Source organism: Caldovatus sediminis, from assembly GCF_014644455.1.
Classification (GTDB): Bacteria; Pseudomonadota; Alphaproteobacteria; order Acetobacterales; family Acetobacteraceae; genus Caldovatus; species Caldovatus sediminis.
Genome location: NZ_BMKS01000005.1, coordinates 26,452 through 47,775, shown reverse-complemented (window position 1 = coordinate 47,775; position 21,324 = coordinate 26,452). Strand labels below are relative to the sequence as shown.

Below are 21,324 nucleotides of genomic sequence, written 5' to 3'. Positions count from 1 at the left end.
CCTGAGAAGAACCCAGAACGTGACCGTCCACGAATATTGCGGACCGGTCGGCAATATCTTCGGCGGTATCGTCAGGAATTTCCAGGACGATTGGAATGTGCGCCTCGGCGTCAACCGGATGGTCGGCACCGTCCTCGGCTACTGGGCGCCGCGCGGCAAGGTGTCGGATCGGCTCCGCAACGCGGTGCCGCCCTCGCTGCGCGGCGACCTCGACCTGATCTGGCTCGACTTCAACACGATCCTCGGCCGCAGGATGGGACTCTCGGACGGCGCCGGCGCCGGCACCACGGAGTCCCAGCAAAGATACCTGGAGCGGATGGAGAGCCTGATCGTCTTCGCGCCGGGCAAGGACAGGTTCGACCTGATCGTCTCGAAGTACGGCTACGGCGACAACCTCAAGAGCAACCACCACTTCTACCACTGGCAGGCGCGCGGCAAGCTGACCGGCGACCAGACCCACGTCGACGACCTGCTGCTGGAGGCCTGACCGCGCCCGGCGGCCGCGAGACCGCGGCGCGGGGCACGGCCCCCTCCTCGTGCCGCCGCGCCCGCGGCACGAAGGGGGCACGTCAGCCGCGCGGGGAGGACGCCCTCCGCGCGGGCCGGCGGCCTCGGTCACCGCGTCGGGCGCGGCGGGTCCACGCTGTAGTCGTAGAAGCCCTTGCCGGTCTTGCGGCCGTACCAGCCGGCCTCGACGTACTTCACCAGCAGCGGGCAGGGGCGGTACTTCGAATCGCTCAGCCCCTCGTAGAGCACCTGCATGATCGAGAGGCAGGTGTCGAGCCCGATGAAGTCGGCGAGCTCGAGCGGCCCCATCGGGTGGTTGGCGCCGAGCCGCATCGCGGTGTCGATGCTGGTGACGGTGCCCACGCCCTCGTAGAGCGCGTACACCGCCTCGTTGATCATCGGCACCAGGATGCGGTTGACGATGAAGGCCGGGAAGTCCTCCGCCGTCGCCGTCTGCTTGCCGAGCCGCCGGGCGAGCGCGAGGGTCGCCTGGTAGGTCGGCTCGTCGGTGGCGATGCCGCGGATCACCTCGACCAGCTTCATCACCGGCACGGGGTTCATGAAGTGCATGCCGATGAACCGCTCCGGCCGGTCGGTCGCGGCGCCGAGGCGGGTGATGGAGATCGAGGAGGTGTTGGAGGCGAGGATCGCCGAGGGCTTCAGCCGCGGGCAGACCTGCTGGTAGATCTGCCGCTTGACCTCCTCCTTCTCGGTCGCCGCCTCGATCACCATGTCGCAGTCGCCGACCAGGGCGTAGTCGGTGCCGGTGGCGATGCGCGCCAGCGCCTCCTCCTTGTCCTCCGGGGCGATCAGCTTGCGGCCGACCTGGCGGTCCATGTTGCGGGCGATGGTCGCCATCGCCTTGCCGAGCTGCGCCGCGCTGATGTCCACCAGCGCCACCGGCAGGCCGGCGAGGGCGCAGACATGGGCGATGCCGTTGCCCATCTGGCCGGCGCCGATCACGCCGACCTTCGCGATCTCCGGCGGCGCGACGCTCGCCGGCGCCTCCGCGGGCATCGGCTTCACCTCATGGTTCACTTGGTGCGCTCCAGCTCGGCCTCGAGCTCGGGGACGGCCTTGAACAGGTCGGCGACGAGGCCGTAGTCGGCGACCTGGAAGATCGGCGCCTCCTCGTCCTTGTTGATCGCGACGATCACCTTGCTGTCCTTCATGCCGGCGAGGTGCTGGATGGCGCCGGAGATGCCGACGGCGATGTAGAGGTCGGGCGCCACGATCTTGCCGGTCTGGCCGACCTGCAGGTCGTTCGGCGCGTAGCCCGCGTCCACCGCGGCGCGCGAGGCGCCGATGGCGGCGCCGAGCTTGTCGGCGACCCCTTCGAGGATGCGGAAGTTCTCGGCCGAGCCCATCGCCCGGCCGCCGGAGATGACGATGCGCGCCGCCGTCAGCTCCGGCCGCGCGCTCTTGGCGAGCTCGGCTCGCAGGAAGCGCGAGAGGCCCGGGTCCTCCGCCGGCCGCACCGCCTCGATCGGCGCGCCGGGGCCGCCCTCGGCCGGCACCGGGTCGAAGCTCGCCGCGCGCACGGTGAGCACCTTCCTCGCGTCCGCGCTCTTCACCGTCGCCAGCGCGTTGCCGGCGTAGAAGAAGCGGCGGAAGGTGTCGGCGTCCACCACGCCCGCGATGTCGCTGACGATCTGCACGTCGAGCAGGGCGGCGACGCGCGGCATGATGTTCTTGCCCTGCGCGCTGCCCGGGGCGAGCAAGTGCGTGTAGTTCGGCGCGAGCGCGACGAGCAGCGCGGCGGTGGGCTCGGCGAGCGCGTGCGCGTAGGCCTCGCCCTCGGCCTTCAGCACCTTCGCCACGCCGGGCAGCTTCGCCGCCGCCTCCGCCTGCTCGGCGCCGAGCACGAGGAGGTGCACCTCCCTGTCGATCTGCCCCGCCGCGGCGACGGCGCTGCGCGTGGGCTGGTTGATGGCCGACCCCGAGCGGTCGGCGAGCACCAGGACGGCCATGACTCAGATCACCTTCGCTTCGTTGCGCAGCTTGTCCACCAGCTCCTGCACGGAGGCCACCTTCTTGCCGGCCTGGCGCTTCGGCGGCTCCTCGACCTTCAGCACGGTCAGGCGCGGCGCGGGGTCCACGCCGAGGTCGGCGGGCTTCAGCGTCTCGATCGGCTTCTTGCGCGCCTTCATGATGTTGGGGAGCGAGGCGTAGCGCGGCTCGTTCAGCCGCAGGTCGGTGGTGACGATCGCCGGCAGCCTGAGCTCGACCGTCTCCAGCCCGCCATCCACCTCGCGCGTCACCGTCGCCTTGCCGTCGGCGATCTCGAGGCGGGAGGCGAAGGTGCCCTGCGGCCAGCCGAGGAGGGCGGCGAGCATCTGGCCGGTCGCGTTCATGTCGTCGTCGATCGCCTGCTTGCCGAGGATGACGAGCTGCGGCTGCTCCTTCGCCACCACGGCCTTGAGGATCTTCGCCACCGCCAGCGGCTCCAGCGCCCCGTCGTGCTCGACCAGGATGCCGCGGTCGGCGCCCATGGCGAGGGCGGTGCGGATCTGCTCGGCGGCGGCGGCGACGCCGATGGAGACGGCGACGATCTCGCTCGCGATGCCCTTCTCCTTGAGGCGCACCGCCTCCTCGACCGCGATCTCGTCGAACGGGTTCATGGACATCTTGACGTTCGCCGTCTCGACGCCGGTGCCGTCCGACTTCACGCGGACCTTCACGTTGTAATCCACCACCCGCTTGACGGGGACGAGGAGCTTCATGGGTTCGGCCGTGTCCTGCGCTTGGGGCGGCGGCGCACCCCCGAGAGCCCAACGCCGCCTGCGGCGACGCCGCCGTTGCGGCGTCGTTTCGCATTGCACAATGGCGCCGGAACATAGGGCCGGGGCGGCCAGGGTGTAAAGTCGCCCGGTCCGGCCGGGCGCTGCCGGGGCGCCGCGGCGGTCAGTTCCGCAGCGCGAACATCAGGAGCACGAACAGCGCCAGCGCGACGCCCTGGAGGATCACCCGCCAGCGCATCAGCCGATTCGACCGCGCCGCGTCCCCGTTGCCGCGCACCAGGCCGGCGATACCGGCAAACAGCGTGGCGAGCACGGCGAGCATGGCGAGGACGAGCAGGATCGTGAGCAGGGTCTGCATGGGCCGCTAAGCTGGGGCGTCGGGCAGCGATGGCAATGCCGCCGGCTGCCGCGCCGGCGCATGCCTGCCCGCCGCGCGGCGACGGGCGGGCTTGACCCGGGCACCCCCGATGGGGTCCACCGGCCGCGATGAACTCGTTCCGCCACCCCGCCCGCGTTTCGCGCCGGCCGGCGCTTCGCGTCGTCCCGTTGCTCGCACTGATGGTCGCCGCCCTGGCGGCGGTCGCCCTGGCCGGCGGCCAGGGCGCGCGCGCGCAGGACCAAGCGCCGCCGCGCGCGGCCGCGGCGTCCGCCGCCCCGCAGGAGGCGCCGGCGCCGCCCCCCGCCCCGCCGGCGCCGGTCGGGGCGGGGAGCGGCGGCGCCCCGCAGGGCGCGGCGGGGGCGGCCCCGGCGTCGCCCGCGGCGGCCGGCGCGCCGGTCCCTGCCGACATCCAGCAGCTCCTGCGCCTGCTCCAGGACGACACCCGGCGCGCCGAGCTGATCCGCATCCTGGAAGCGCTCGCCGCCGCCGAGCGCGGCGCCGCCGCGCCCCCCGCCGGAGCCCCGCCGGCGCGGGAGCCCGCGGCCCCGGCTCCGGCCGCCCCCGCGGCCGCGGAGCCGGCGCTGCTCGCCCCGAACACGCTCGGCGCGCAGCTGCTGAGCGGCGCCTCGCAGCGCCTCTCCGCCCTGTCCGACGAGCTCGTCGCCGCTGCGCAGGCGCTCACCGACCTGCCCGCGGTGGCCGCCGCCGTCTCCGAGCTGGCGCGCGACCCGGTGACCCGGCGCCGCGTGCTCGACGCCTCCTGGAAGGTCGCGCTCGTGTTCGGGCTCGGCCTGTTCGCGGAGTGGGCGGTCTGGCGCATGCTGCGCCGCCCGCGCGACGCGCTGGACGCGATGGCGCCGCGCCCGGGCAGCGCCTGGAACTGGCTCAGGCGCGTGCCGCTCGTCGTCGGCCGGCTGGCGCTCGACCTGGTGCCGATCGCGGCCTTCGCCGGCGTCTCCTACGGCCTGATCGGGGTGGTGCAGCCGCTGCCGACGACGCAGCTCGTCATGCTCACCGCCAACCACTCCTACGTGGCGCTGCGGGCGGCGATGGCGGCCTCGCGCATGCTGCTCTCGCCGGCCTCGGCGCATTTGCGCCTGGTCCCCTGCAGCGACGAGACGGCGGCCTACGTCACCATCTGGCTGCGGCGCATCCTGCTGGTGCTGGTGCTCGGCGCGGCCGCGGCCGAGATCGGCCTGCAGTTCGGCCTGCCCTGGGGGGCCTATGACGCGATCCTGCGCGTCTCCCTCCTCGCCGTCTCGCTGCTGCTGGTGGTGGTCATCCTGCAGAACCGCGCGCCGGTGGCCGACCTGCTCCGCGCGCCGGCGCTCGCCGAGGGCGAGTCGCCGGAGCGGGCGCGGCGCTTCTTCCGCGGGCTGCGCGACCGCTTCGCCGAGGTCTGGCACCTGCTCGCGATCCTCTGGCTGTTCGCCGCCTGGGGGGTCTGGGCGCTGGAGATCGAGGACGGCTTCCAGCGCCTGATGCGCGTCTCGGCGATGACGCTGCTGATCGCGGCGCTCGCCAAGCTCGCCGATTCCGGGGCGCGGCGGCTGATCGGCCGCGCCTTCCGCATCAGCCCCGACCTCGCCGGCCGCTACCCGGGGCTGGAGGCGCGGGCGAACCGCTACCTGCCGGTGCTCAAGGGCATCGTCTCGGGCATCATCGTCTTCATCGCCCTGCTGTTCCTGCTCGAGAGCTGGGGGGTGGACGCCTTCGAGTGGTTCGGCCGCGGCCAGCTCGGCAACCGGCTGCTCGCCTCGCTGGTCTCGATCGGGCTGACGGTGGTGGTGGCGATCGCGGCGTGGGAGGCGGCGAACGCGGCGATCGCGCGTCACCTCGCCCGCCTCTCGCGCGACGCCCAGGCGGCGCGCTCGGCGCGGGTGCGCACGCTGCTGCCGATGCTGCGGACGGCGCTGTTCATCGTCATCGCCGTCTTCGTGGTGCTGAACACGCTCTCGGAGATCGGCGTCAACGTCGCGCCGCTGCTGGCCGGCGCAGGCGTGGTCGGCCTCGCCATCGGCTTCGGTTCCCAGAAGCTGGTGCAGGACGTGATCACCGGCGTGTTCCTGCTGTTCGAGGACGCGGTGGCGGTGGGCGACGTGGTGCAGCTCGGCGGGCTCTCGGGCGTGGTCGAGCAGCTCTCGATCCGCTCGATCAAGCTGCGCGCCCTCGACGGCAGCGTGCACATCGTCCCGTTCAGCGCCGTCACGACGGTGACCAACATGACCCGCGACTTCGCCTTCGCGGTGCTCGACCTGACCGTGAGCTACGGCGCGGACACCGACAAGGCGGCGGAGGCGATGCGGCGCGTGGCGGCGGAGATGCGGGCCGACCCGAAGTGGGGCGCGGTGATCCGCGACGACATCGACGTCTGGGGCGTGGAGCGGCTGTCCGATTCGGGCGTGACGGTGCGCGCCCGGATGAAGACCGACCCGCTGCAGCGCTGGAACGTCGCGCGCGAGTTCAACGGCCGGATCCGCAAGGTTTTCGAGGCCGAGGGGATCGCCTTCGCCGCCTGGCCCTGGGCGCGGCCTTCCGGCGATGCCGCGCCGGGCGGGCCCGGCGAGCTCCTCGCGCCGCGCCGGGCGACGGAGTAGCGCGGCGCGACTTCCCGTGCGCGGCCTGGCAGGGCGGCGGCAGCCTGCCGCCCGCGCTCGCCGCGGCGCCGGCCGCCGGGCGTCAGAACGCACCGCGCGCGAGCGCGACCGTCGCCACCCCCGCCGCGATCGAGGCGGCGAGGTTGCGCGTCGCCGCCTGCACCGCGACCACAGCCGCGGCCCCCATCCAGGCGGCGAGGTCCTGCGCCGCCATCGCCGGCGCGACGTAGGCGACGAACAGCGGCCCCGGCAGGTGGCGCAGCATCGCCTCGACGAGGCGCGGCGGGCGCGCCGCGCGCAGCACCACGTAGCCGCCGGCGCGGCACAGGTAGGTCACCGCCGCCATCCCGAGGATGACGGCGAGCGCGTCGGGGCGGAGCGTCATCGGCGCGGCGCCGGCGCCCCGTGCCGCGCCTCCCGCGCCGCGGCGAGCGCCGCGCCGGACAGGGCGCCCGCGAGCAGCGGCCAGGGCGGGCCGAGGCCCGTCCCGTGCAGCGCCAGCGCCACCGACGCCGCCAGCGCCCAGGGCGCCGCGTCCTGCCGCACGCCGCGCCAGAGCGGCACCAGCAGCGCGACGAACACCGCGACCGGGGCGAAGAACAACGGATGCGCCGGCGCCAGCCGCACCGCGCCGGCGAGCGCGTGTCCCGCCCCCACCGCGACGATCCAGAACAGCCAGAGCAGCAGCCCGACGCCGAACAGGAACCCCGCATCGCGGCCGAGGCCGCGGCGCTGCTCCGTCGCCGCCAGGGCGAATCCCTGGTCGGTCAGCAGCCCGAGCGTCGCCCACAGCCGCCAGCCGCGCACCCGGTCGAACCAGGCGGCCAGCGCGGCGCCCATCGGCGCCATGCGGAGGTTGACGACGAAGGTGGCGAACACCGCCGCGAGCAGCGGCGCCGGTTCCGCCCAAAGCTCGAGCGCCACGAGCTGCGCCGTGCCGGCGAAGGCGAGACCGCTCATCAGCAGCGTCTCGAGCAGGCTGAGCCCGCGGCCGCTGGAGGCCACGCCGACCACCAGGCCGAACGGAAAGGTGCCGACGACGAGCGGCAAGGCCACGCGCAGGCCGCGGCGCACGCCCGCGCCGGTGAAGGAAGGTCGGAGCATGGCGCCTCTTGGCCCGCGATCGCCCCCGAGTGTGCACATCGGAGGCGGGCACGCCAGGGCGCGAATCGCCGGCGCGAACGGGACCGGGTCCGAACCGCTCGGATCCGGCCGGAGCGATCCGGGCCTGGCGGGGCGGCCGCGGCGCGGCGGCGCGCCCTCCCTCGGGCCGCGGGCTGGGCGCCCGCGCGCCGGCCTCGTAAGGTCGCCGCGGCGCGTCCGATGGGGGAGGGACAGGGTGCCGATCTCCGCACAGCACGGCGGCCCGCCGCGGGCCTCGGGGCCGCGCATCGCCGTGTTCACCAAGAACGGCGTGAACCCGAACTACCGGGCCTTCCTGCTCGGCGCGGAGCGGGCCGCCGCCGCGCTCGGCGCGGTCACCCTGCCGCAGGTGCCCGCCACGCCCGACGACCCCGCGGAGCAGGCCGCGCTGGTCCGCCGCGCGCTCAGCGGGACGCGGCCGGACGCGATCCTCCTCGCCCCCGCCGACGACCGGGCGATGGAGGGGCCGGTGGCGGAGATCAACGCCGCCGGCATCCCGCTGGTCGGCTTCGTCAACCGCATGCGCGGGCGCTTCGTCACCTTCGTCGGCGCCGACGACGTGGCGATGGCGCGCGCCGCGGCCGCCCACCTGATCGCGGCGCTGCGCGGCGAGGGCCGGGTGGTGCTGATCGAGGGGCCGGAGACGGCGCCGACCAGCCGCGACCGCGGCCGCGGCTTCCGCGAGGAGATCGCGCGCCATCCCGGCATCGCGCTGCTCGGCACCGCCCCGGGGCGCTACCTGCGGCCCGGCGGGCGCGAGGCGATGCGCGCGCTGATGGCGGCGCATCCGCGCATCGAGGGCGTGATCGCGACCAACGACCTGATGGCGCTCGGCGCCCTCGACGCGCTGGAGGAGCAGGGGCGGCGCGCGCTCGTCGTCGGCAACAACGGCACCGTCGAGGCGGCGCGCGCGGTCGGCGAGGGGCGGCTGCTCGCGACCATGGACTACGACGGGTTCCGGATGGGCGCCCTCGCGGCGATGGCGGCGATCCGCCACCTGCGCGGCCTGCCGGTGCCGCCCGAGATCCTGCTGCCGGCGCAGGTGATCCACCGCGGCAACCACGCCGCCTGGCTGGTGCCGGTCGCGGAGCGGCCGCTGCCGGAGTGGGACGCGATCGTGCGCGGCGGCTGACCGGCGGCCGCCTACATCCGCGGCACCAGGAGCCCGCCGTCCACCGGGAAGGCGTGGCCGGTGCTGAACGGCATCGCGCCGGCGGCGAGGGTCGCGATGGCGCGGCCGATGTCCTCCGGCTCGCCCCAGCGGCGGATCGGCGCGACCGCGCCCTGCGCGATCTGGCGCGTGTACTGCTCGGCGACGGCCGCGGTCATGTCGGTGCGGATCACGCCGGGGCGGATGTCGTAGGTGTTGATCCCGTGCTCGGCGAGGCGCAGCGCGAACAGCCTGGCGATCATCGAGACCCCGGCCTTGGAGACGCAGTACTCGGCGCGGTTGGTCGAGGCCGCCACGGCGTTGACCGAGGAGATGAACACCAGGCTGCGGTGGCCGCGCCTCGGCGCGCCCTCGGCGATCATCCGCCGCGCCGTCCTCTGCGACAGGAAGAAGGTGGCGCGGGTGTTGATGCCGAGCAGGCGGTCCCAGCTCTCCGGCGTCGTCTCCAGCATGTCGGCGCGCACCGCGACCTGCACGCCGGCGTTGTTGACCAGGCATTCGAGGCCGCCGAAGGCGCCCCAGGCGGCGTCCAGCAGCGCCTCCTGCGCCGCGAGGTCGGCGATGTCGGCGCGGTGGAAGACGAAGCGCCCGCCGGCGGCCTCGACCGCCTTGCGCGTCTCCTCGGCGCCGTCCTCGGCGATGTCGGCGCCGACCACGTCGAAGCCGGCGGCGGCGAGGGCGGCGCAGGTGGCGCGGCCGATGCCGCGGCGCGCGCCGGTGACGAGGGCGGCGGGACGGGGGGCGGGGGCGCTCATGGACGGAGGCTCCTTGTCGGCGGGTGGGCGCGATCCTGCCCCGCCAGGCGGGCGCCGCGCAAACCTTCCGCCTCGCCGCCCGCCCACCGGACCGGGCGCGTCACGCCCGCGGCCGAGCAGGCGTGGCGCGCCGGTTGCGGCAGCGCCGCCGAGCCGGACGTTTCCCCGAGGTCCTGCCGGGGATCGGGCGGGCATGGCCGCGCTACGGTCGATCGGGCCGATGTGCGGCGCGACATCGCCCCCCGGGGTGCGGAGGAGGCTGCGCCGCGCGCTTCCCGATCGCGTCCGCCCGGCCCGCGTCCTCAGCCGCCGCGCGCCCCGGCTGCGGCGCGACACGTCACGGGACGAGCGCCTCCGCGGGGGCGAGGCGCGGCTGCCGCGCCGCCCAGCCGAGCAGGTGGTCGGCGATGTCGCGCCAGTCGAGGTCGAGCATCATCGCGTGCCCCGGCCCGTCGAACAGGGTCGCCGCGGCGCCGTGGAAGGCGGCCGTGCGCAGCACCGTGTCGGCGGGGATCAGCCGGTCGCCGGCACGCGCGACCGCCAGCACCGGCCGGCCGAGCAGCGCCGCGGGCAGCAGCGGCTGCGGCGCCTGCGCCTCCAGCACCGCCACGGCGGATTCGCGGGTGAGGCGCCGGAGGTGGCGCAGCGCCGTTGCCTCCGGCAGGTCGGGATGGAACAGCGCGGCGCGCAGCGCAGCCCGCGCGGCGCCGAGGCCGGCCGGCGAGGCGCCGTGCGCGCCGCCATCGGCCATCCGCGCCACCCCGTGCGCGAGCAGCGGGTCGAGCGCGACGAGGCGCAGGCTCGACCACCACAGCCCCTCCGGCGGCACCGGCGCCAGCAGCGCGGCGCCGCGCACCGCGGGCTCGGCCAGCAGCCGCTGCGCGAGCAGCCCGCCGAGGGAATGCCCGACCAGGAGCGCCGGCCGGCGCAGCGCGGCGAGCGCGGCGCGGGCGTCGGCGGCGTAGTCGGCGAGCGACGCCTCCGCCCCGTCGGCGCGCCGCCGGCGCAGGTCGAGCGCGGCGACGAGCCATCCGGCCTCCGCCAGCCGGGCGGCGAAGCCCTCGCACCACATCCAGGCGCCGCCGGCGGCGCCGTGCAGCAGCAGCAGCGCCGGCGCGCCCGGCGCCGGCCGGGCCGGGCGCCAGAGCAGCGCGCGGCCGCGCGCGGTGGGGAGGATCTCCGTGGGATGCGGCATGGGCCGGCCGGAATACAGGAGGGGCGCTCCTTCGGCCAGCGCAACGTCGGCGGCGCCGCGGACGCGACCGCGCCGCGCCGCCTGGCCGGGGCCCCGGCCGGCGGGTCCAGGGTGCCATCGCCGCCGCATCCGGCGGCGGAGGCCGGCGGCGCGTGGCGGGCTCGGCGCATGCGCCGGATGCGCCTCGCCCTCGCCCGGCTCGGTGCGCCGCCGGCCGCGCGGCCGCGGCCGATTTCGCCTGTCCGCCCTTCGTGGATGTCGAGCCCCGCCCCGGCCTGCGCGTGCCCGAGGGCTGGCGCCCCTGCCCGCAGCCCGAGCGCCACTGGCTGCGCGGCGCCAGCCTGTTCGACGGCGACCCCGCCGGGCTCGCGCAGCTCCGCGACGACACCGACCGCGGCGGCCGGCGCGCCTGGTGGGACCTCGATCCGCGATCGCCGCAGACCTGGCACCTGGTCTGCCTCTACGAGGGGCTGGAGAGCGGCCTGACCGCCCCGCTGCCCGCCGGGCTGCGCCGCTGCACGAGGGAGACCTGGCGCGAGGCCGCGCGCGGCGCGCGCCACGGGCGGGTGGTGATCGGGCCGGACGACCGGGTGCGGGTGGTCTGCCGCTGACGCTCAGGCGTCGCGGGCGAGGGGCAGGCGCGACCAGGCGAGGAGGAGCGGCGCCGCCCGCTCCCCCACCCGCGCGCCGAGCCGCGCGGCGGCTTCGTTGACGCGCGAGATCACGCCGTCGCGGAAGGAGGAGGCCGCCTCGCCGATGCGTGCGCTGTCGGCCGCGACGGTGAAGGCGGCGATGCCGCGGGCGTCGAGGGCGGGGAGGCGGGTGGTGCCGGCCTCCTCGATGCCGATGCCGGCGTCGTTGAACACGGCGGCGAAGGCCGGCGCGCGCAGCGCCATCGCCGGATCGCCGCCGACGAGGCCGCCATGCGAGCCGGTGACGACGATCTGCCCCGCATCCTCCGCCGGCCGCACGAGGGAGGCGGAATCGAGCAGCAGGATGCGGCGCGGGTGGCCGGCGGCCTCGGGCGCCTCCGCGCGCGCCTCGCCGAGCGGCGGGGGGTGGGCGACGCGGCGGTGCGGGGCGGCGCGGAGGCGTTCCGCCGCCTCGCGGCAGGGCATGCCGGGGGCGAGGCCGGCGGCGCGGGCGGGGGCGTTGGCGTGGCTGATCGCGCCGCGGGCGAGCATGTCGGCGGTGTCGCCGACGCGGCAGGAGCGGTGCGAGACGGTGGCGGCGGCGATGCCGAGCGCCTCGCAATAGGCGAGGGCGCCGATGCCGGCCCGGTCGCGGCCGATGCCGGCGTCGTTCAGGATGACGGCGCGCGCGCCGGCGCGGGCGGCGAGGTAGCCGGGATAGCGGCCGCCATGCGAGCCGGAGACGATGACGGCGCCGTCGGCCTCGGGGGGGAGCTTGGTGATGGTGTCGGCGGGGAGGATGGCGGGGGGCATGGGGGAAGCATGCTGCCCGGGCCGGGGGTGCGCCATACCCGTTTCGCCGCGGCCGCTCCCCGCCGGACGCGGCCGGCGCGCCGCCGGCGCTATCGGATCAGCCTCACTTCCACACCCGGACCGAGCGGCGCCCGCATCCGCTCGGCCGTCAGCGCCGGCAGGCCCAGCCACTGCGCCGTCGCGATGCAGGCGCGGTCGCCGAGCGACAAGCCTGCGCGGCCGATCGCCAGCCGAGCCGCTGCGCCGGCGAGGCCGGCGCCGAAATCCACGACACGAAGCCGCCGCCGTAGTCGCGCTTCTATCGTGGCGAGGCGGTCCTCGGGCACACCGTCCCGCGCCAGGCGTCCGAGGACCTCCGCAAGGTTCACCGCGGAGATCGCCGCGTCGGCAAATGCTTCCGCCACCCGTTCGCCGCCAGGCTCCTCGAACAGCATGGCGAGCACGGCGGACGCATCCAGCACGACGCCGGTCGCTGTCTCAGCAGCCGTCACCGACGCGCCCAAGCTGTGCAAAGATGGCCGCACGCGCGGAGTGCGCGGCTTCACGGTCCACATCCTCGACGGCTTCGAGCGCCGCTTCGATTCGCCGCTCGGCAAGCAGCTGGTCCACGGCCGACCCGTGCTCGCGCCGCCACGGGCGGACGAGGTCGCGCAATTCCTTTACCTCCGCCGCGACGGTGACGGCGCGCAGTTCGCCGTCCTCCACGCTCAGCCGCAGGTCGCCGCCCTCGGGGATGCCGAGCTGCTCCCGCATGTCCCTCGGGATCACGAGCTGGCCCGAGGCGTCCACCTTCACCGTGACTGCGCCCATGCCGCACCTCCGCGCCTGGTCGGGCAGGGATATCGGACCGCCGTCGCGCCGATCAATGGCGTTGCGCGGCGATGCGGCGCCACCATCCCTGCGCTTCGCGATACAACGGGGGGAGGGGGCAGGGGGCGGGGGTAACGACCCTACCCCGGCGCCATCAGCCCGCCGCTACGCCGCCTCGCTCTCCCCCCGCCGCGCCTGCCGCTTCCGCTCGTGCGGGTCGAGGTGCCGCTTGCGCAGCCGCACCGCGCCCGGCGTCACCTCCACCAGCTCGTCGTCCTCGATGTAGGCGATCGCCTGCTCCAGGCTCATCCGCCGCGGCGGCGTCAGCAGCAGCGCGTCGTCCTTGCCGGCGGCGCGGATGTTGGTCAGCTTCTTCTCGCGCAGCGGGTTCACCTCCAGGTCCTCGCCGCGCGCGTTCTCGCCGATGATCATCCCGACATAGACGCGCTCGCCGGGGCCGATGAACAGCGTGCCGCGCTCCTGCAGGTAGAACAGCGCGTACTGCACCGCCTCGCCGTCGGCGTTGCTGATCAGCGCGCCGTTGCGCCGGCCCTCGATCGGCCCGGCCCAGGGGCCGTAGCCGTGGAACAGCCGGTTCATCACGCCGGTGCCGCGCGTGTCGGTCAGGAACTCGCCGTGGTAGCCGATCAGCCCGCGCGCGGGGATCAGGAACGCCAGCCGCTGCCGCCCGGCGCCGAGCGGGCGCATGTCCTGCATCACGCCCTTGCGCAGCGACATCTTCTCGACGACGACGCCCGCATGGGCCTCGTCCACGTCCACCAGCACCTCCTCGTAGGGCTCCTCGCGCGCGCCCGTCTCCGGGTTCTCGCGCGTCAGCACGCGCGGGCGGCCGATGGTCAGCTCGAAGCCCTCGCGCCGCATGGTCTCGATCAGCACGCCGAGCTGCAGCTCGCCGCGGCCGGCCACCTCGAAGGCGTCGGTCTCCTCGCTCTCGCGCACGCGGATGGCGACGTTGCCCTCGGCCTCGCGGAACAGGCGCTCGCGGATCTGGCGCGAGGTCACCTTCTTCCCCTCGCGGCCGGCGAGCGGGCCGTCGTTGATGCGGAAGGTCATGGCGAGGGTGGGCGGGTCCACCGGGATGGCGGGCAGCGCCGCCGCCACCTCCGGCGCGGCGATGGTGTCGGGGACGGTCGCCTGGGCGAGGCCGGCGATGGCGATGATGTCGCCCGCCTCCGCCTCCTCCACCGGCACGCGGTCGAGGCCGCGATAGGCGAGCAGCTTGGTCAGCCGCCCCGTCTCCACCACCGCGCCGTCGGCGCGCAGCACGCGCACCGGCATGTTCACCCGCGCCCGGCCCTGCTCGACGCGGCCCGTCAGGATGCGGCCGAGATAGGGGTCGTACTCCAGGATCGTCGCCGTCAGCGCGAACGGCGCCTCCGGGTCGAGGCCGGGCGGCGGGACGTGGCGCAGGATCAGCTCGAACAGCGCGGAGAGGTCGCGGCGCGGCCCCTCCAGGCTGTCGTCCGCCCAGCCCTGGCGGCCGGAGGCGAAGAGGGTCGGGAAGTCGAGCTGCGCCTCGTCGGCGCCGAGGGCGGCGAAGAGGTCGAAGACCTCCTCGTGCACCTCGTGCGGCCGGGCGTCGCCGCGGTCCACCTTGTTGATGACGACGATCGGGCGCAGGCCGCGCGCCAGCGCCTTGCCGACCACGAACTTGGTCTGCGGCAGCACGCCCTCCGCCGCGTCCACCAGCACGATGGCGCCGTCCACCATGGAGAGGATGCGCTCCACCTCGCCGCCGAAATCGGCGTGGCCGGGCGTGTCCACGATGTTGATCCTGGCGCCGCGCCAGGAGACGGCGGTGCACTTGGCGAGGATGGTGATGCCCCGCTCGCGCTCCAGGTCGTTGCGGTCGAGGGCGCGCTCGGCGACCTGCTGGTTGGCGCGGAAGGCGCCGGCCTGGCGCAGCAGGCTGTCCACCAGCGTGGTCTTGCCGTGGTCCACGTGCGCGATGATGGCGACGTTGCGGAGGTCCATGAGGAAGTGCTCGGTTTCCGGGTAGGGGCCGGCCGGCCCCGGCGCGGCGGAGCGGCGCGGAGCGGACGGAACCGCGGCGCGGTCCGGCGGACGACCGACGAGGGGCGGCGGAGAGGCGTGCACCGGACATAGGCGCTGGCGCCGCGAAAAGCGAGCCCGGGCGAGCGGGCGCAGGGCCGGGACGCACGTGCCGCTTCGCCCCGGCCGCCGCGGGTGCCGTCGGCCCCTCGTCCCCCCCTGCCGTCCGAGGCCGGCGGCGGGCGACCGCCTGGGCGGATCACTCGCGCAGGGCGGCGGTCCGGATCACGGGATGGATGAAGCCGTGGGTGGGGAACACCGTCCGGCCGTAGTCCCGCACCGGCGGGTACCAGACGCGCACCGCCGACCAGTCGCCGCGCGGCGAGACGTCGAGCACCGGCTGGTCGCGCGCGACGCGGCCGCGGCTGGCGCTGCCGCCCGGCGCCCAGTTCGCGTGGTCCACGCGGATCTCCCGCGCCGAGACGACGCGCGAGACCACGGCGAGATGCCCCTGCGGCAGGCGCGGCGTCCGGGCGAACACCAGCACGCTGCCCGGGCGCGGGGCGCCGGAACGGTCGTAGCGTCCCGCCGCGGCGTCCCACCACTGCCAGGCGTCGCCGGCGAGCTGGATGCCGGAGCGCGCGCGGGCGAAGGGCACGCAGGAGAGCTGCAGCCCTCCGCCGGCGTCATAGCCCGGCACCCCGCGCGGCGTGCCGCGCGAGGAGCCGCAGGCGGCGAGCAAGAGCAGCGCCGCGGCCAGCGCGGCCTCGCGGAGCCGGACACGCATCCCCTGATCCCCCGGGCGCAGCATAGCGCATTCCGTTGCCGCCGCGGTACGGCTTTCTGCGCGCGCCTTCCCGGCCGGGCTCTCGAGCCGACCGCGGACGGCCGGGAACAGCCGGGAGCCAGACAGCGAGCGAGAACCGTTGCAGCGCGCACGGCCGAGCGGAAACGGCTCTCGCGCGGCCGCGGCGGGCGACGGCGACGGAAGGGGCGAAGGGCGCCTGGCGGCGCCGCGCCGCCGCCCCGTCCGGCCCGGAGCGGGTCGCGCCTGCCCGGCGACGCGCGGAGGCATGGCGCATCGCACCGCCGCGTGGCAGCGTTCCGGCCGCGATCCAGCGCAACCGGGACCCGACAGGTGACCGCCACCCCGCATCGTCTCCGCTTCGCCGCTGCGGCCTGCGCTCTCGCCGTGCCGCTCCTGCTGCCGTCCTTCGCCGGCACGGCGCGCGGCCAGCCGCAGGCCCTGGCATGCCCCGACCGCCTCGCGCCTTCCGGCCCCGGCGATCCGCGCTTCGAGCAGATCGGCCCGCCGCCCGCCGCCGCCGTCCCGCTGCGCGGCGCGCGGATGTTCGACGGCCCGCCGGGCGAGGAGCAGGAGCCCGAGCCGATGGAGGTGCAGCCGAATCGCCTGGGGCGCGACGGCCGCAGCGATGTGCGCGGCTGGCCGGTGGCGCTGCACGGCAGCGGCCTGCTGCTGGTCTGCCTCTACGCCCGCACGGACACCTATCTGCGCGCGATGGTCCCGCGCGAGCTGGACCGCTGCGAGATCGCCTCGCGTCCGGGGGGCGGGGTGGCGGTCACCTGCCGATAGAGCCGATCGCGGACGGCTGGAGACGGCCGGGAGCGTGAATCGGTTCGGCGGACAACGAGCGAGCGCCGTTGCAGCGGGCACGGCCGAGCGGAAACGGCTCTCGCGCGGCGGAAGGGCAGGGCGCCGCCCGCCAGGCCGGCGGCGCCAAACGGCGCCCGCGACGTCCGATCAGGGGCCATCCGTCGCCCGCCCCGGCGCTACCCGGACCGGCGACCCGGCCCGCCCTCGCCCAGCATCTCCCCGAACACCGCCGCGTTGTGCTGCCCCGCCGCGGGGCCGGGCCAGCGCACCATCGCCCGCGGCGGTACGCCCTGGAAGCGGAAGGGCGGCGCCGGGTGCAGTACCGTCCCGAGCAGCGGGTCCTCGACCTCCATCACCAGCTCGCGGGCGCGGAAATGCGGGTCCTCGGCGCAGTCGCGGATGTCGTAGAGGCGCGAGCAGGGCACCTCGGCCCGCTGCAGCGCGGCCTCGGCCTCCGCCGCCGTCCGCCCGCGCGTCCAGGCGGCGATCGCGGCGTCCAGTTCGGCGACGTTGGCGCAGCGGTCGGCGTTGGTGGCGAAGCGCGGGTCCTCGGCCAGCTCCGGCCGGCCGATCGCGGCCATCAGGCGGCGGAAGATCAGGTCCGAGTTGCCGGCCACGCACAGCCACTTCCCGTCCGCGCAGGGATAGGTGTTGGTCGGCGCCGCGGTCGGGATCGCCGCCCCCGCCGGCTGCCGCACCCAACCGAACAGGCCGTATTCCGGCAGCATCCCCTCCATCAGGCTGAACACCGAGGAGACGAGGTCCACGTCGATCACCGTCCCCTTCCCCTCCGCTCCCGCCCGGTCGCGCCCCCAGCAGGCGGAGACCACCGCCATCGCCGCGTACATCCCGGCGAGGTCGTCGCTGATCGAGATGCCGCAGCGCGGCGGCGGCAGGTCGGTCTGCCCCGGATGGGCGGTGAGGTGGCGCAGCCCCCCCATCGCCTCGCCGATCGCCCCGAAGGCCGGGCGGTCGCGATAGGGCCCGTCCTGCCCGTAGCCCGAGACGCGCGCGATGACGAGCCGCGGGTTCGCCTCGTGCAGTCGCTCCGGCCCGAGGCCGAGGCGCTCGAGCTGGCCGGGGCGGAAATTCTCCACCAGCGCGTCGGCCCAGGCGGCGAGCCGCAGCGCCTTCTCCCTCCCCTCCGCGCTCTTCAGGTCGAGCGTGACCGAGAGCTTGTTCCGCCCGTGCACGCTGAACCAGACGGAATGGCCGTTGTGCTTCGAGCCCCAGCCGCGCTGCGGATCGCCCTCCGGCGGCTCGACCTTGACCACCGTGGCGCCGAGATCGGCGAGCAGGCGGGTGGCGAAGGGCGCGGCGATGTAGTGGCCGAGCTCCAGCACCTTCAGGCCGGTGAGCGGCAGCATGGCGTTCCTTCCTCGCGGCGGTCGGGCGGACGGCGCGGCGACGGATAGAGCAGATCGCGGACGGCCGGAAACGGCCGGGAGCGCGAATCCGCCCGGCAGGCAACGCGCGGGAGCCGTGCGGCGCGCACGGCCGAGCGAGACGGCTCTCGCCGCGCCCCCGCGTGCCGCAAAGCCGCCACGGGGACCCTCGCGGCGCCATCGGCGCGCCATCCTGGTGCCGCGGCCGGGCGCGATCCTGCCTCCGTCTCTCCCAGACGCGCCGCGCGGGCGGCCTTGCTCCGCGGCGCCACCTCGGGGGCGGAGCCGCCCGGTTCCGCCCCCGCTTCTTTTGCGCCACCATCCGGCCCGCACGGGCAGAGGACGAGCCGGGATGGGCAAGGACGAGGCGACGGAACGCGAGGCCGAGGCCCTGGCGCGCGCCGCCGGCCTGGCCAGGGCCTGGGAGGAGCACCGCGAGGCGGTCCTCGAGGCCGTCGCCGCCGCGCGCGGACTGCGCACGGGCTTCGCCCGTCCGGCCGACCCCGCGGCGGAGCCGATGCCGGCCTACCGCGTTCCCGCCGCGCAGGAGGGCGGCCGATGAGCACGCTCCCCGCCGCCCCGCACGAGCTCACCCTGACCGAGGCCGCGGCGCTGATCCGCGGCAGGCGGCTCTCGCCCGTCGAGTACCTGCGCGCCTTCCGCGACCGCGCGGCCGCGCTCGAGCCGCGGCTCAACGCCTTCGTCCGCCCGCTCTGGGACGAGGCGGAGGCGGCGGCGCGCGCGGCGGAGGCGGAGATCGCCCGCTCCGGCCCGCGTTCGCCGCTGCACGGGCTGCCGGTCGGGCTCAAGGACATCATTGATCTCGCCGGGCACCCGACGACCTGCCACTCCCGGATCCTGCTCGACAACCTGAAGCGCGAGGACGCCGCGGTGGTGGCGCGGCTGCGCGCGGCGGGGGCGGTGTTCCCGGGCAAGCTCGCGACGCACGAGTTCGCGCTCGGCGGCCCGACCTTCGACCTGCCCTTCCCGCCGGCGCGCAACCCGTGGAACCCGGCGCACCACCCGGGCGGCTCCTCCTCCGGCTCCGGCGCGGCGGTGGCGGCGCGGATGCTGCCGGCGGCGCTCGGCTCGGACACCGGCGGGAGCGTGCGCAACCCGGCGACGCAGTGCGGCATCGTCGGGATGAAGCCGACCTACGGCCTGGTCTCGCGCCGCGGCGTGTTCCCGCTCTCCTTCACCCTCGACCATGTCGGGCCGATGACGCGGACGGTGGCGGACAACGCGCTGCTGCTGAACGCGATGGCGGGGCATGACCCGCTCGACCCCGGCAGCGTCGAGCGGCCGGCGGAGGACTACACGCGCGACCTCGACCGCGGCCTCAGGGGCCTCTCCATCGGCTTCGTCCGCCACTTCCACGAGACCGACACGCCGGCCACCGCCGACGTCGCCGCCGCGCTCGAGGAGGCGGCGCGCCTGCTCGCGCGCGAGGGCGCCGCGGTGCGCGACATCGCCCTGCCGAGGCTCGGCGACTTCGCGGCGGTGAACCGTGTGATCCTCACCAGCGAGGCGGCGGCGGTGCACGAGCCCTGGCTGCGCGCGCGCCCCGGCGACTACGCCCCGGTGACGCTGCGCCGCCTGCTGCCGGGGATGTTCGTCTCCGGCGTGGACTACGTGCAGGCGCAGCGCCGGCGGCGCGAGCTGGTGGCGGCGGTGGAGGCGGCGTTCCGCGAGGTGGACCTGCTGCTCTGCGCCTCCTCCATGGACCCGCCGAGCCGGCTCGACGACCCGGCGGAGACGGAGCGGACCTACCCGCGCCAGGCGCGCACGCCGTTCAACGTGACGGGCCACCCGGCGGTCTCGGTGATGTGCGGGCTGAGCGCGGCGGCGGCGCTGCCGATCGGCATGCAGCTCGTCGGACCCTACTGGTCGGAGGCGCTGCTCTACCGCGCCGCGGCGGCATACGAGCGCGCGGCGGGCTGGGCGGAGCGGCGGCCGCCGCTATAGCGGCCGCCCGGTCCGGTCCGCCGCGTCGGGCGGCGGGGGCGGCCCGCGCAGGTCCGTCGCCGCGACCGCCGCCGCGACGGCCGACAGTGCGAGGCAGGCGCCGAACACCGCCGCGTGGCTCTCCCCCGTGGCGGCGAACAGCGCCGCCAGGACGAAGCCGACCGCCGCCTGCGCCACCGCATAGCTCGCCGTCATGCGGGCGAACGCCAGCCCGGCCGCCTCGCCGGCCCGCTCGCGCGCGGCGGCGAGCGCCACCGCCGTCACCCCCATCCCCGCGAAGCCGCCGAGCCAGGCGCCGGCGGTCAGCGCCGGCACCGCCGGCGCCAGGCAGAGCCCGACCGCCGCCACCTGCACCAGCAGCCACAGCACGAAGGCGCGCCGCCCGCCGATGCGGTCCGACATGCGCCCGCCGGCCAGCGTCCCGGCCACGCCGCCGAGGCCGAACAGCAGCCAGATCCACGCCCCGGCGGCGACACCCAGCCCCCGGCCGCGCACCGCGAGGTCGGCCAGGTAGACCATCGGCGCCACCATCCCGGCGCCGGAGATCCCGTAGGCGACCAGCGGCCGCACCATTCGCGGCATCGCCCGCGCCGGCGCCACCGCGGCCCCGGGGGCGCCGTCCCGGTCCCCGCTCGCCTCGCCCGCCGCAGGGCGCGGCCAGCGCGGATGCGCGAAGGCCCAGAGCGCGGCCACCAGCCCCGCCAGCCCGAGCCACGCCCCCGGCAGCCCGCCGCGCCCGAGCAGCACCGGCACGGCGAGCGAGACCAGCATCACCCCGCTCCCAACCCCCGAGATCACCACCCCGCTCGCCATGCCCCGCCTCGGCGGCGGCACGACGGAGAGCACCGCCGGTCCGGCCAGCGCCATCAGCACGCCGCCCGCCACGCCTGCCAGGGTCCGCCAGGGTACGAACCACCACAGGCCGAGATTCGCCGCGCAGGCGGCGAGGCTCGCCACGACCAGCGCCATCGCCGCGTCCAGCGCCCGCGGCACCCCCACCGCGCGCGCCAGCGGCCAGCCGGCCAGCGTCCCCGCCAGGTAGCCGGCGAGGTTGACCGCCCCGAGCAGCGCCGCCTCGCCGCCCCCCACCCAGCCGGCGGCGACCATCGCCGGGAACAGCGGCACGAAGCCGAAGCGCGCCAGGCCGTTGCCCGCACCCGTCGCGCAGGCCCCGGCCAGGGCCGGCCGGAGGATGCCGGCGGCACTCACCGGCCGCGGCCCGAGAGCGGCCCGGGAGAACCGGCTTCGGCGCGGCGCGGCGCGGCCCGCGGGTCCTGCCCGCGCGGCGCCGGGCGGCGGCGGCCGCCCGCGCGGTCACTCCGGCCTGGCGAGTCGGATGGCGCGGCGCAGCCTGGCCACGCCGGTGCGCACATGGCCGTTGCCGCACAGCCGCATTCCGTCCGCCGCCAGCGCCAGCGCAGACGGCGGCGCCACCGCGCGCAGCGCCGCGAAGCGCTCGGCGAGGGCGAGGCAATACTCCCGCGTGTCGGTGGTGACCCGCACCGGCGTGGTGTCTTCGGCCGGTGCGCCCGGCAGCGGGGCGAGGAGGCAGAGCAGGACCGCGGCGAACCCACGACGCATTGCCGGGAGACTGCGGCGCGGC

Annotated in this window: 23 protein-coding genes; 7 read left to right on the top strand and 16 right to left on the bottom strand. The window is 76.2% G+C overall.

Annotated features, from left to right (window positions below; translation table 11 throughout):
* Window positions 1-19: 19 nt before the first annotated feature.
* Window positions 20-487 carry a hypothetical protein gene (locus tag IEX99_RS09660; RefSeq protein WP_188899835.1) on the top strand — a complete coding sequence of 156 codons (468 nt, stop codon included), beginning with the start codon at window positions 20-22 and terminating at the stop codon, window positions 485-487.
* 128 nt (window positions 488-615) lie between these two features.
* On the opposite strand, the gene IEX99_RS09655 is transcribed toward IEX99_RS09660, so the two are convergent.
* From IEX99_RS09655 to IEX99_RS09640, 4 genes are all read right to left on the bottom strand, one after another.
* Entirely contained in the window at window positions 616-1,524 is a 909-nt protein-coding gene (locus tag IEX99_RS09655; protein ID WP_188900139.1) for a 3-hydroxybutyryl-CoA dehydrogenase, read from the bottom strand.
* Between the two features lie 17 nt (window positions 1,525-1,541).
* The gene (locus tag IEX99_RS09650; protein WP_188899834.1) at window positions 1,542-2,477 is read right to left on the bottom strand and encodes an electron transfer flavoprotein subunit alpha/FixB family protein; all 936 of its coding nucleotides are present in this window, start codon (window positions 2,475-2,477) and stop codon (window positions 1,542-1,544) included.
* A gap of 3 nt (window positions 2,478-2,480) precedes the next feature.
* Complete coding sequence (locus tag IEX99_RS09645; RefSeq protein ID WP_188899833.1) at window positions 2,481-3,230, bottom strand: electron transfer flavoprotein subunit beta/FixA family protein; 750 nt, start codon at window positions 3,228-3,230, stop codon at window positions 2,481-2,483.
* A gap of 181 nt (window positions 3,231-3,411) precedes the next feature.
* Window positions 3,412-3,606, bottom strand: coding sequence for a twin transmembrane helix small protein (locus IEX99_RS09640; protein ID WP_188899832.1), 195 nt, complete (start codon window positions 3,604-3,606; stop codon window positions 3,412-3,414).
* A gap of 200 nt (window positions 3,607-3,806) precedes the next feature.
* Between IEX99_RS09640 and IEX99_RS09635 the strand changes: the two genes are divergently transcribed.
* Complete coding sequence (locus IEX99_RS09635; protein WP_188899831.1) at window positions 3,807-6,224, top strand: mechanosensitive ion channel domain-containing protein; 2,418 nt, start codon at window positions 3,807-3,809, stop codon at window positions 6,222-6,224.
* Between the two features lie 82 nt (window positions 6,225-6,306).
* Here IEX99_RS09635 and IEX99_RS09630 read toward each other — a convergent pair whose 3' ends face one another.
* Both IEX99_RS09630 and IEX99_RS09625 read right to left on the bottom strand, forming a co-directional pair.
* Complete coding sequence (locus IEX99_RS09630; RefSeq protein WP_188899830.1) at window positions 6,307-6,609, bottom strand: AzlD family protein; 303 nt, start codon at window positions 6,607-6,609, stop codon at window positions 6,307-6,309.
* Window positions 6,606-7,328: an AzlC family ABC transporter permease gene (locus tag IEX99_RS09625; RefSeq protein ID WP_188899829.1), complete on the bottom strand. Its 723-nt coding sequence runs from the start codon at window positions 7,326-7,328 to the stop codon at window positions 6,606-6,608. Before IEX99_RS09625 ends, IEX99_RS09630 begins: the two co-directional genes overlap by 4 nt.
* 235 nt (window positions 7,329-7,563) lie before the next feature.
* On the opposite strand from IEX99_RS09625, the gene IEX99_RS09620 reads away from it, so the two are divergent.
* On the top strand, window positions 7,564-8,499 hold the full coding sequence (locus IEX99_RS09620) for a sugar ABC transporter substrate-binding protein (RefSeq protein ID WP_188899828.1): 936 nt from the start codon (window positions 7,564-7,566) through the stop codon (window positions 8,497-8,499).
* A gap of 11 nt (window positions 8,500-8,510) precedes the next feature.
* Here IEX99_RS09620 and IEX99_RS09615 read toward each other — a convergent pair whose 3' ends face one another.
* Both IEX99_RS09615 and IEX99_RS09610 read right to left on the bottom strand, forming a co-directional pair.
* On the bottom strand, window positions 8,511-9,293 hold the full coding sequence (locus IEX99_RS09615) for a 3-ketoacyl-ACP reductase (RefSeq protein WP_188899827.1): 783 nt from the start codon (window positions 9,291-9,293) through the stop codon (window positions 8,511-8,513).
* A 337-nt stretch (window positions 9,294-9,630) separates the two neighbouring features.
* On the bottom strand, window positions 9,631-10,488 hold the full coding sequence (locus tag IEX99_RS09610) for an alpha/beta hydrolase (protein ID WP_188899826.1): 858 nt from the start codon (window positions 10,486-10,488) through the stop codon (window positions 9,631-9,633).
* A gap of 152 nt (window positions 10,489-10,640) precedes the next feature.
* Between IEX99_RS09610 and IEX99_RS09605 the strand changes: the two genes are divergently transcribed.
* The gene (locus IEX99_RS09605) at window positions 10,641-11,099 is read left to right on the top strand and encodes an STY0301 family protein (protein ID WP_308421481.1); all 459 of its coding nucleotides are present in this window, start codon (window positions 10,641-10,643) and stop codon (window positions 11,097-11,099) included.
* Window positions 11,100-11,102: 3 nt separating this feature from the next.
* Here IEX99_RS09605 and IEX99_RS09600 read toward each other — a convergent pair whose 3' ends face one another.
* From IEX99_RS09600 to IEX99_RS09580, 5 genes are all read right to left on the bottom strand, one after another.
* Window positions 11,103-11,933 carry a hypothetical protein gene (locus IEX99_RS09600; protein ID WP_229677911.1) on the bottom strand — a complete coding sequence of 277 codons (831 nt, stop codon included), beginning with the start codon at window positions 11,931-11,933 and terminating at the stop codon, window positions 11,103-11,105.
* 89 nt (window positions 11,934-12,022) lie between these two features.
* Window positions 12,023-12,487 (bottom strand): PIN domain-containing protein, encoded by a 465-nt coding sequence (locus IEX99_RS09595; protein ID WP_188899823.1) that lies wholly within the window; start codon window positions 12,485-12,487, stop codon window positions 12,023-12,025.
* Window positions 12,411-12,743 carry an AbrB/MazE/SpoVT family DNA-binding domain-containing protein gene (locus IEX99_RS09590; RefSeq protein WP_188899822.1) on the bottom strand — a complete coding sequence of 111 codons (333 nt, stop codon included), beginning with the start codon at window positions 12,741-12,743 and terminating at the stop codon, window positions 12,411-12,413. Before IEX99_RS09590 ends, IEX99_RS09595 begins: the two co-directional genes overlap by 77 nt.
* Window positions 12,744-12,908: 165 nt before the next feature.
* Window positions 12,909-14,738 carry a translational GTPase TypA gene (gene typA, locus IEX99_RS09585; protein WP_188899821.1) on the bottom strand — a complete coding sequence of 610 codons (1,830 nt, stop codon included), beginning with the start codon at window positions 14,736-14,738 and terminating at the stop codon, window positions 12,909-12,911.
* 277 nt (window positions 14,739-15,015) lie between these two features.
* The gene (locus tag IEX99_RS09580; protein ID WP_188899820.1) at window positions 15,016-15,543 is read right to left on the bottom strand and encodes a CHAP domain-containing protein; all 528 of its coding nucleotides are present in this window, start codon (window positions 15,541-15,543) and stop codon (window positions 15,016-15,018) included.
* 351 nt (window positions 15,544-15,894) lie between these two features.
* Between IEX99_RS09580 and IEX99_RS09575 the strand changes: the two genes are divergently transcribed.
* Complete coding sequence (locus IEX99_RS09575; protein WP_188899819.1) at window positions 15,895-16,350, top strand: STY0301 family protein; 456 nt, start codon at window positions 15,895-15,897, stop codon at window positions 16,348-16,350.
* A gap of 197 nt (window positions 16,351-16,547) precedes the next feature.
* Here the strand turns inward: IEX99_RS09575 and IEX99_RS09570 are convergent, their stop codons facing one another.
* Window positions 16,548-17,738, bottom strand: a complete 1,191-nt coding sequence (locus IEX99_RS09570; RefSeq protein WP_188899818.1) for a CaiB/BaiF CoA transferase family protein — start codon at window positions 17,736-17,738, stop codon at window positions 16,548-16,550.
* Between the two features lie 370 nt (window positions 17,739-18,108).
* Between IEX99_RS09570 and IEX99_RS09565 the strand changes: the two genes are divergently transcribed.
* Window positions 18,109-18,318 carry a hypothetical protein gene (locus IEX99_RS09565; protein ID WP_188899817.1) on the top strand — a complete coding sequence of 70 codons (210 nt, stop codon included), beginning with the start codon at window positions 18,109-18,111 and terminating at the stop codon, window positions 18,316-18,318.
* Window positions 18,315-19,721 (top strand): amidase, encoded by a 1,407-nt coding sequence (locus IEX99_RS09560; RefSeq protein ID WP_188899816.1) that lies wholly within the window; start codon window positions 18,315-18,317, stop codon window positions 19,719-19,721. Before IEX99_RS09565 ends, IEX99_RS09560 begins: the two co-directional genes overlap by 4 nt.
* Here the strand turns inward: IEX99_RS09560 and IEX99_RS09555 are convergent.
* Both IEX99_RS09555 and IEX99_RS09550 read right to left on the bottom strand, forming a co-directional pair.
* A complete protein-coding gene (locus IEX99_RS09555; protein WP_188899815.1) occupies window positions 19,716-20,930 on the bottom strand; it encodes a YbfB/YjiJ family MFS transporter in 1,215 nt (404 codons plus the stop codon). The genes IEX99_RS09560 and IEX99_RS09555 overlap by 6 nt on opposite strands.
* A 105-nt stretch (window positions 20,931-21,035) precedes the next feature.
* On the bottom strand, window positions 21,036-21,302 hold the full coding sequence (locus IEX99_RS09550; protein WP_188899814.1) for a hypothetical protein: 267 nt from the start codon (window positions 21,300-21,302) through the stop codon (window positions 21,036-21,038).
* Window positions 21,303-21,324: the final 22 nt, after the last annotated feature.

Excerpts from the sequence above, each read along its gene's own strand:
- IEX99_RS09615 (WP_188899827.1), bottom strand. The coding sequence starts at position 9,293 with ATGAGCGCCCCCGCCCCCCGTCCCGCCGCCCTCGTCACCGGCGCGCGC.
- IEX99_RS09630 (WP_188899830.1), bottom strand. The coding sequence starts at position 6,609 with ATGACGCTCCGCCCCGACGCGCTCGCCGTCATCCTCGGGATGGCGGCG.
- IEX99_RS09645 (WP_188899833.1), bottom strand. The coding sequence starts at position 3,230 with ATGAAGCTCCTCGTCCCCGTCAAGCGGGTGGTGGATTACAACGTGAAG.
- IEX99_RS09565 (WP_188899817.1), top strand. The coding sequence starts at position 18,109 with ATGGGCAAGGACGAGGCGACGGAACGCGAGGCCGAGGCCCTGGCGCGC.
- IEX99_RS09550 (WP_188899814.1), bottom strand. The coding sequence starts at position 21,302 with ATGCGTCGTGGGTTCGCCGCGGTCCTGCTCTGCCTCCTCGCCCCGCTG.
- IEX99_RS09590 (WP_188899822.1), bottom strand. The coding sequence starts at position 12,743 with ATGGGCGCAGTCACGGTGAAGGTGGACGCCTCGGGCCAGCTCGTGATC.
- IEX99_RS09635 (WP_188899831.1), top strand. The coding sequence starts at position 3,807 with ATGGTCGCCGCCCTGGCGGCGGTCGCCCTGGCCGGCGGCCAGGGCGCG.
- IEX99_RS09655 (WP_188900139.1), bottom strand. The coding sequence starts at position 1,524 with ATGCCCGCGGAGGCGCCGGCGAGCGTCGCGCCGCCGGAGATCGCGAAG.
- typA (WP_188899821.1), bottom strand. The coding sequence starts at position 14,738 with ATGGACCTCCGCAACGTCGCCATCATCGCGCACGTGGACCACGGCAAG.
- IEX99_RS09580 (WP_188899820.1), bottom strand. The coding sequence starts at position 15,543 with ATGCGTGTCCGGCTCCGCGAGGCCGCGCTGGCCGCGGCGCTGCTCTTG.
- IEX99_RS09625 (WP_188899829.1), bottom strand. The coding sequence starts at position 7,328 with ATGCTCCGACCTTCCTTCACCGGCGCGGGCGTGCGCCGCGGCCTGCGC.
- IEX99_RS09560 (WP_188899816.1), top strand. The coding sequence starts at position 18,315 with ATGAGCACGCTCCCCGCCGCCCCGCACGAGCTCACCCTGACCGAGGCC.
- IEX99_RS09600 (WP_229677911.1), bottom strand. The coding sequence starts at position 11,933 with ATGCCCCCCGCCATCCTCCCCGCCGACACCATCACCAAGCTCCCCCCC.
- IEX99_RS09610 (WP_188899826.1), bottom strand. The coding sequence starts at position 10,488 with ATGCCGCATCCCACGGAGATCCTCCCCACCGCGCGCGGCCGCGCGCTG.
- IEX99_RS09570 (WP_188899818.1), bottom strand. The coding sequence starts at position 17,738 with ATGCTGCCGCTCACCGGCCTGAAGGTGCTGGAGCTCGGCCACTACATC.
- IEX99_RS09595 (WP_188899823.1), bottom strand. The coding sequence starts at position 12,487 with ATGTGGACCGTGAAGCCGCGCACTCCGCGCGTGCGGCCATCTTTGCAC.
- IEX99_RS09650 (WP_188899834.1), bottom strand. The coding sequence starts at position 2,477 with ATGGCCGTCCTGGTGCTCGCCGACCGCTCGGGGTCGGCCATCAACCAG.
- IEX99_RS09640 (WP_188899832.1), bottom strand. The coding sequence starts at position 3,606 with ATGCAGACCCTGCTCACGATCCTGCTCGTCCTCGCCATGCTCGCCGTG.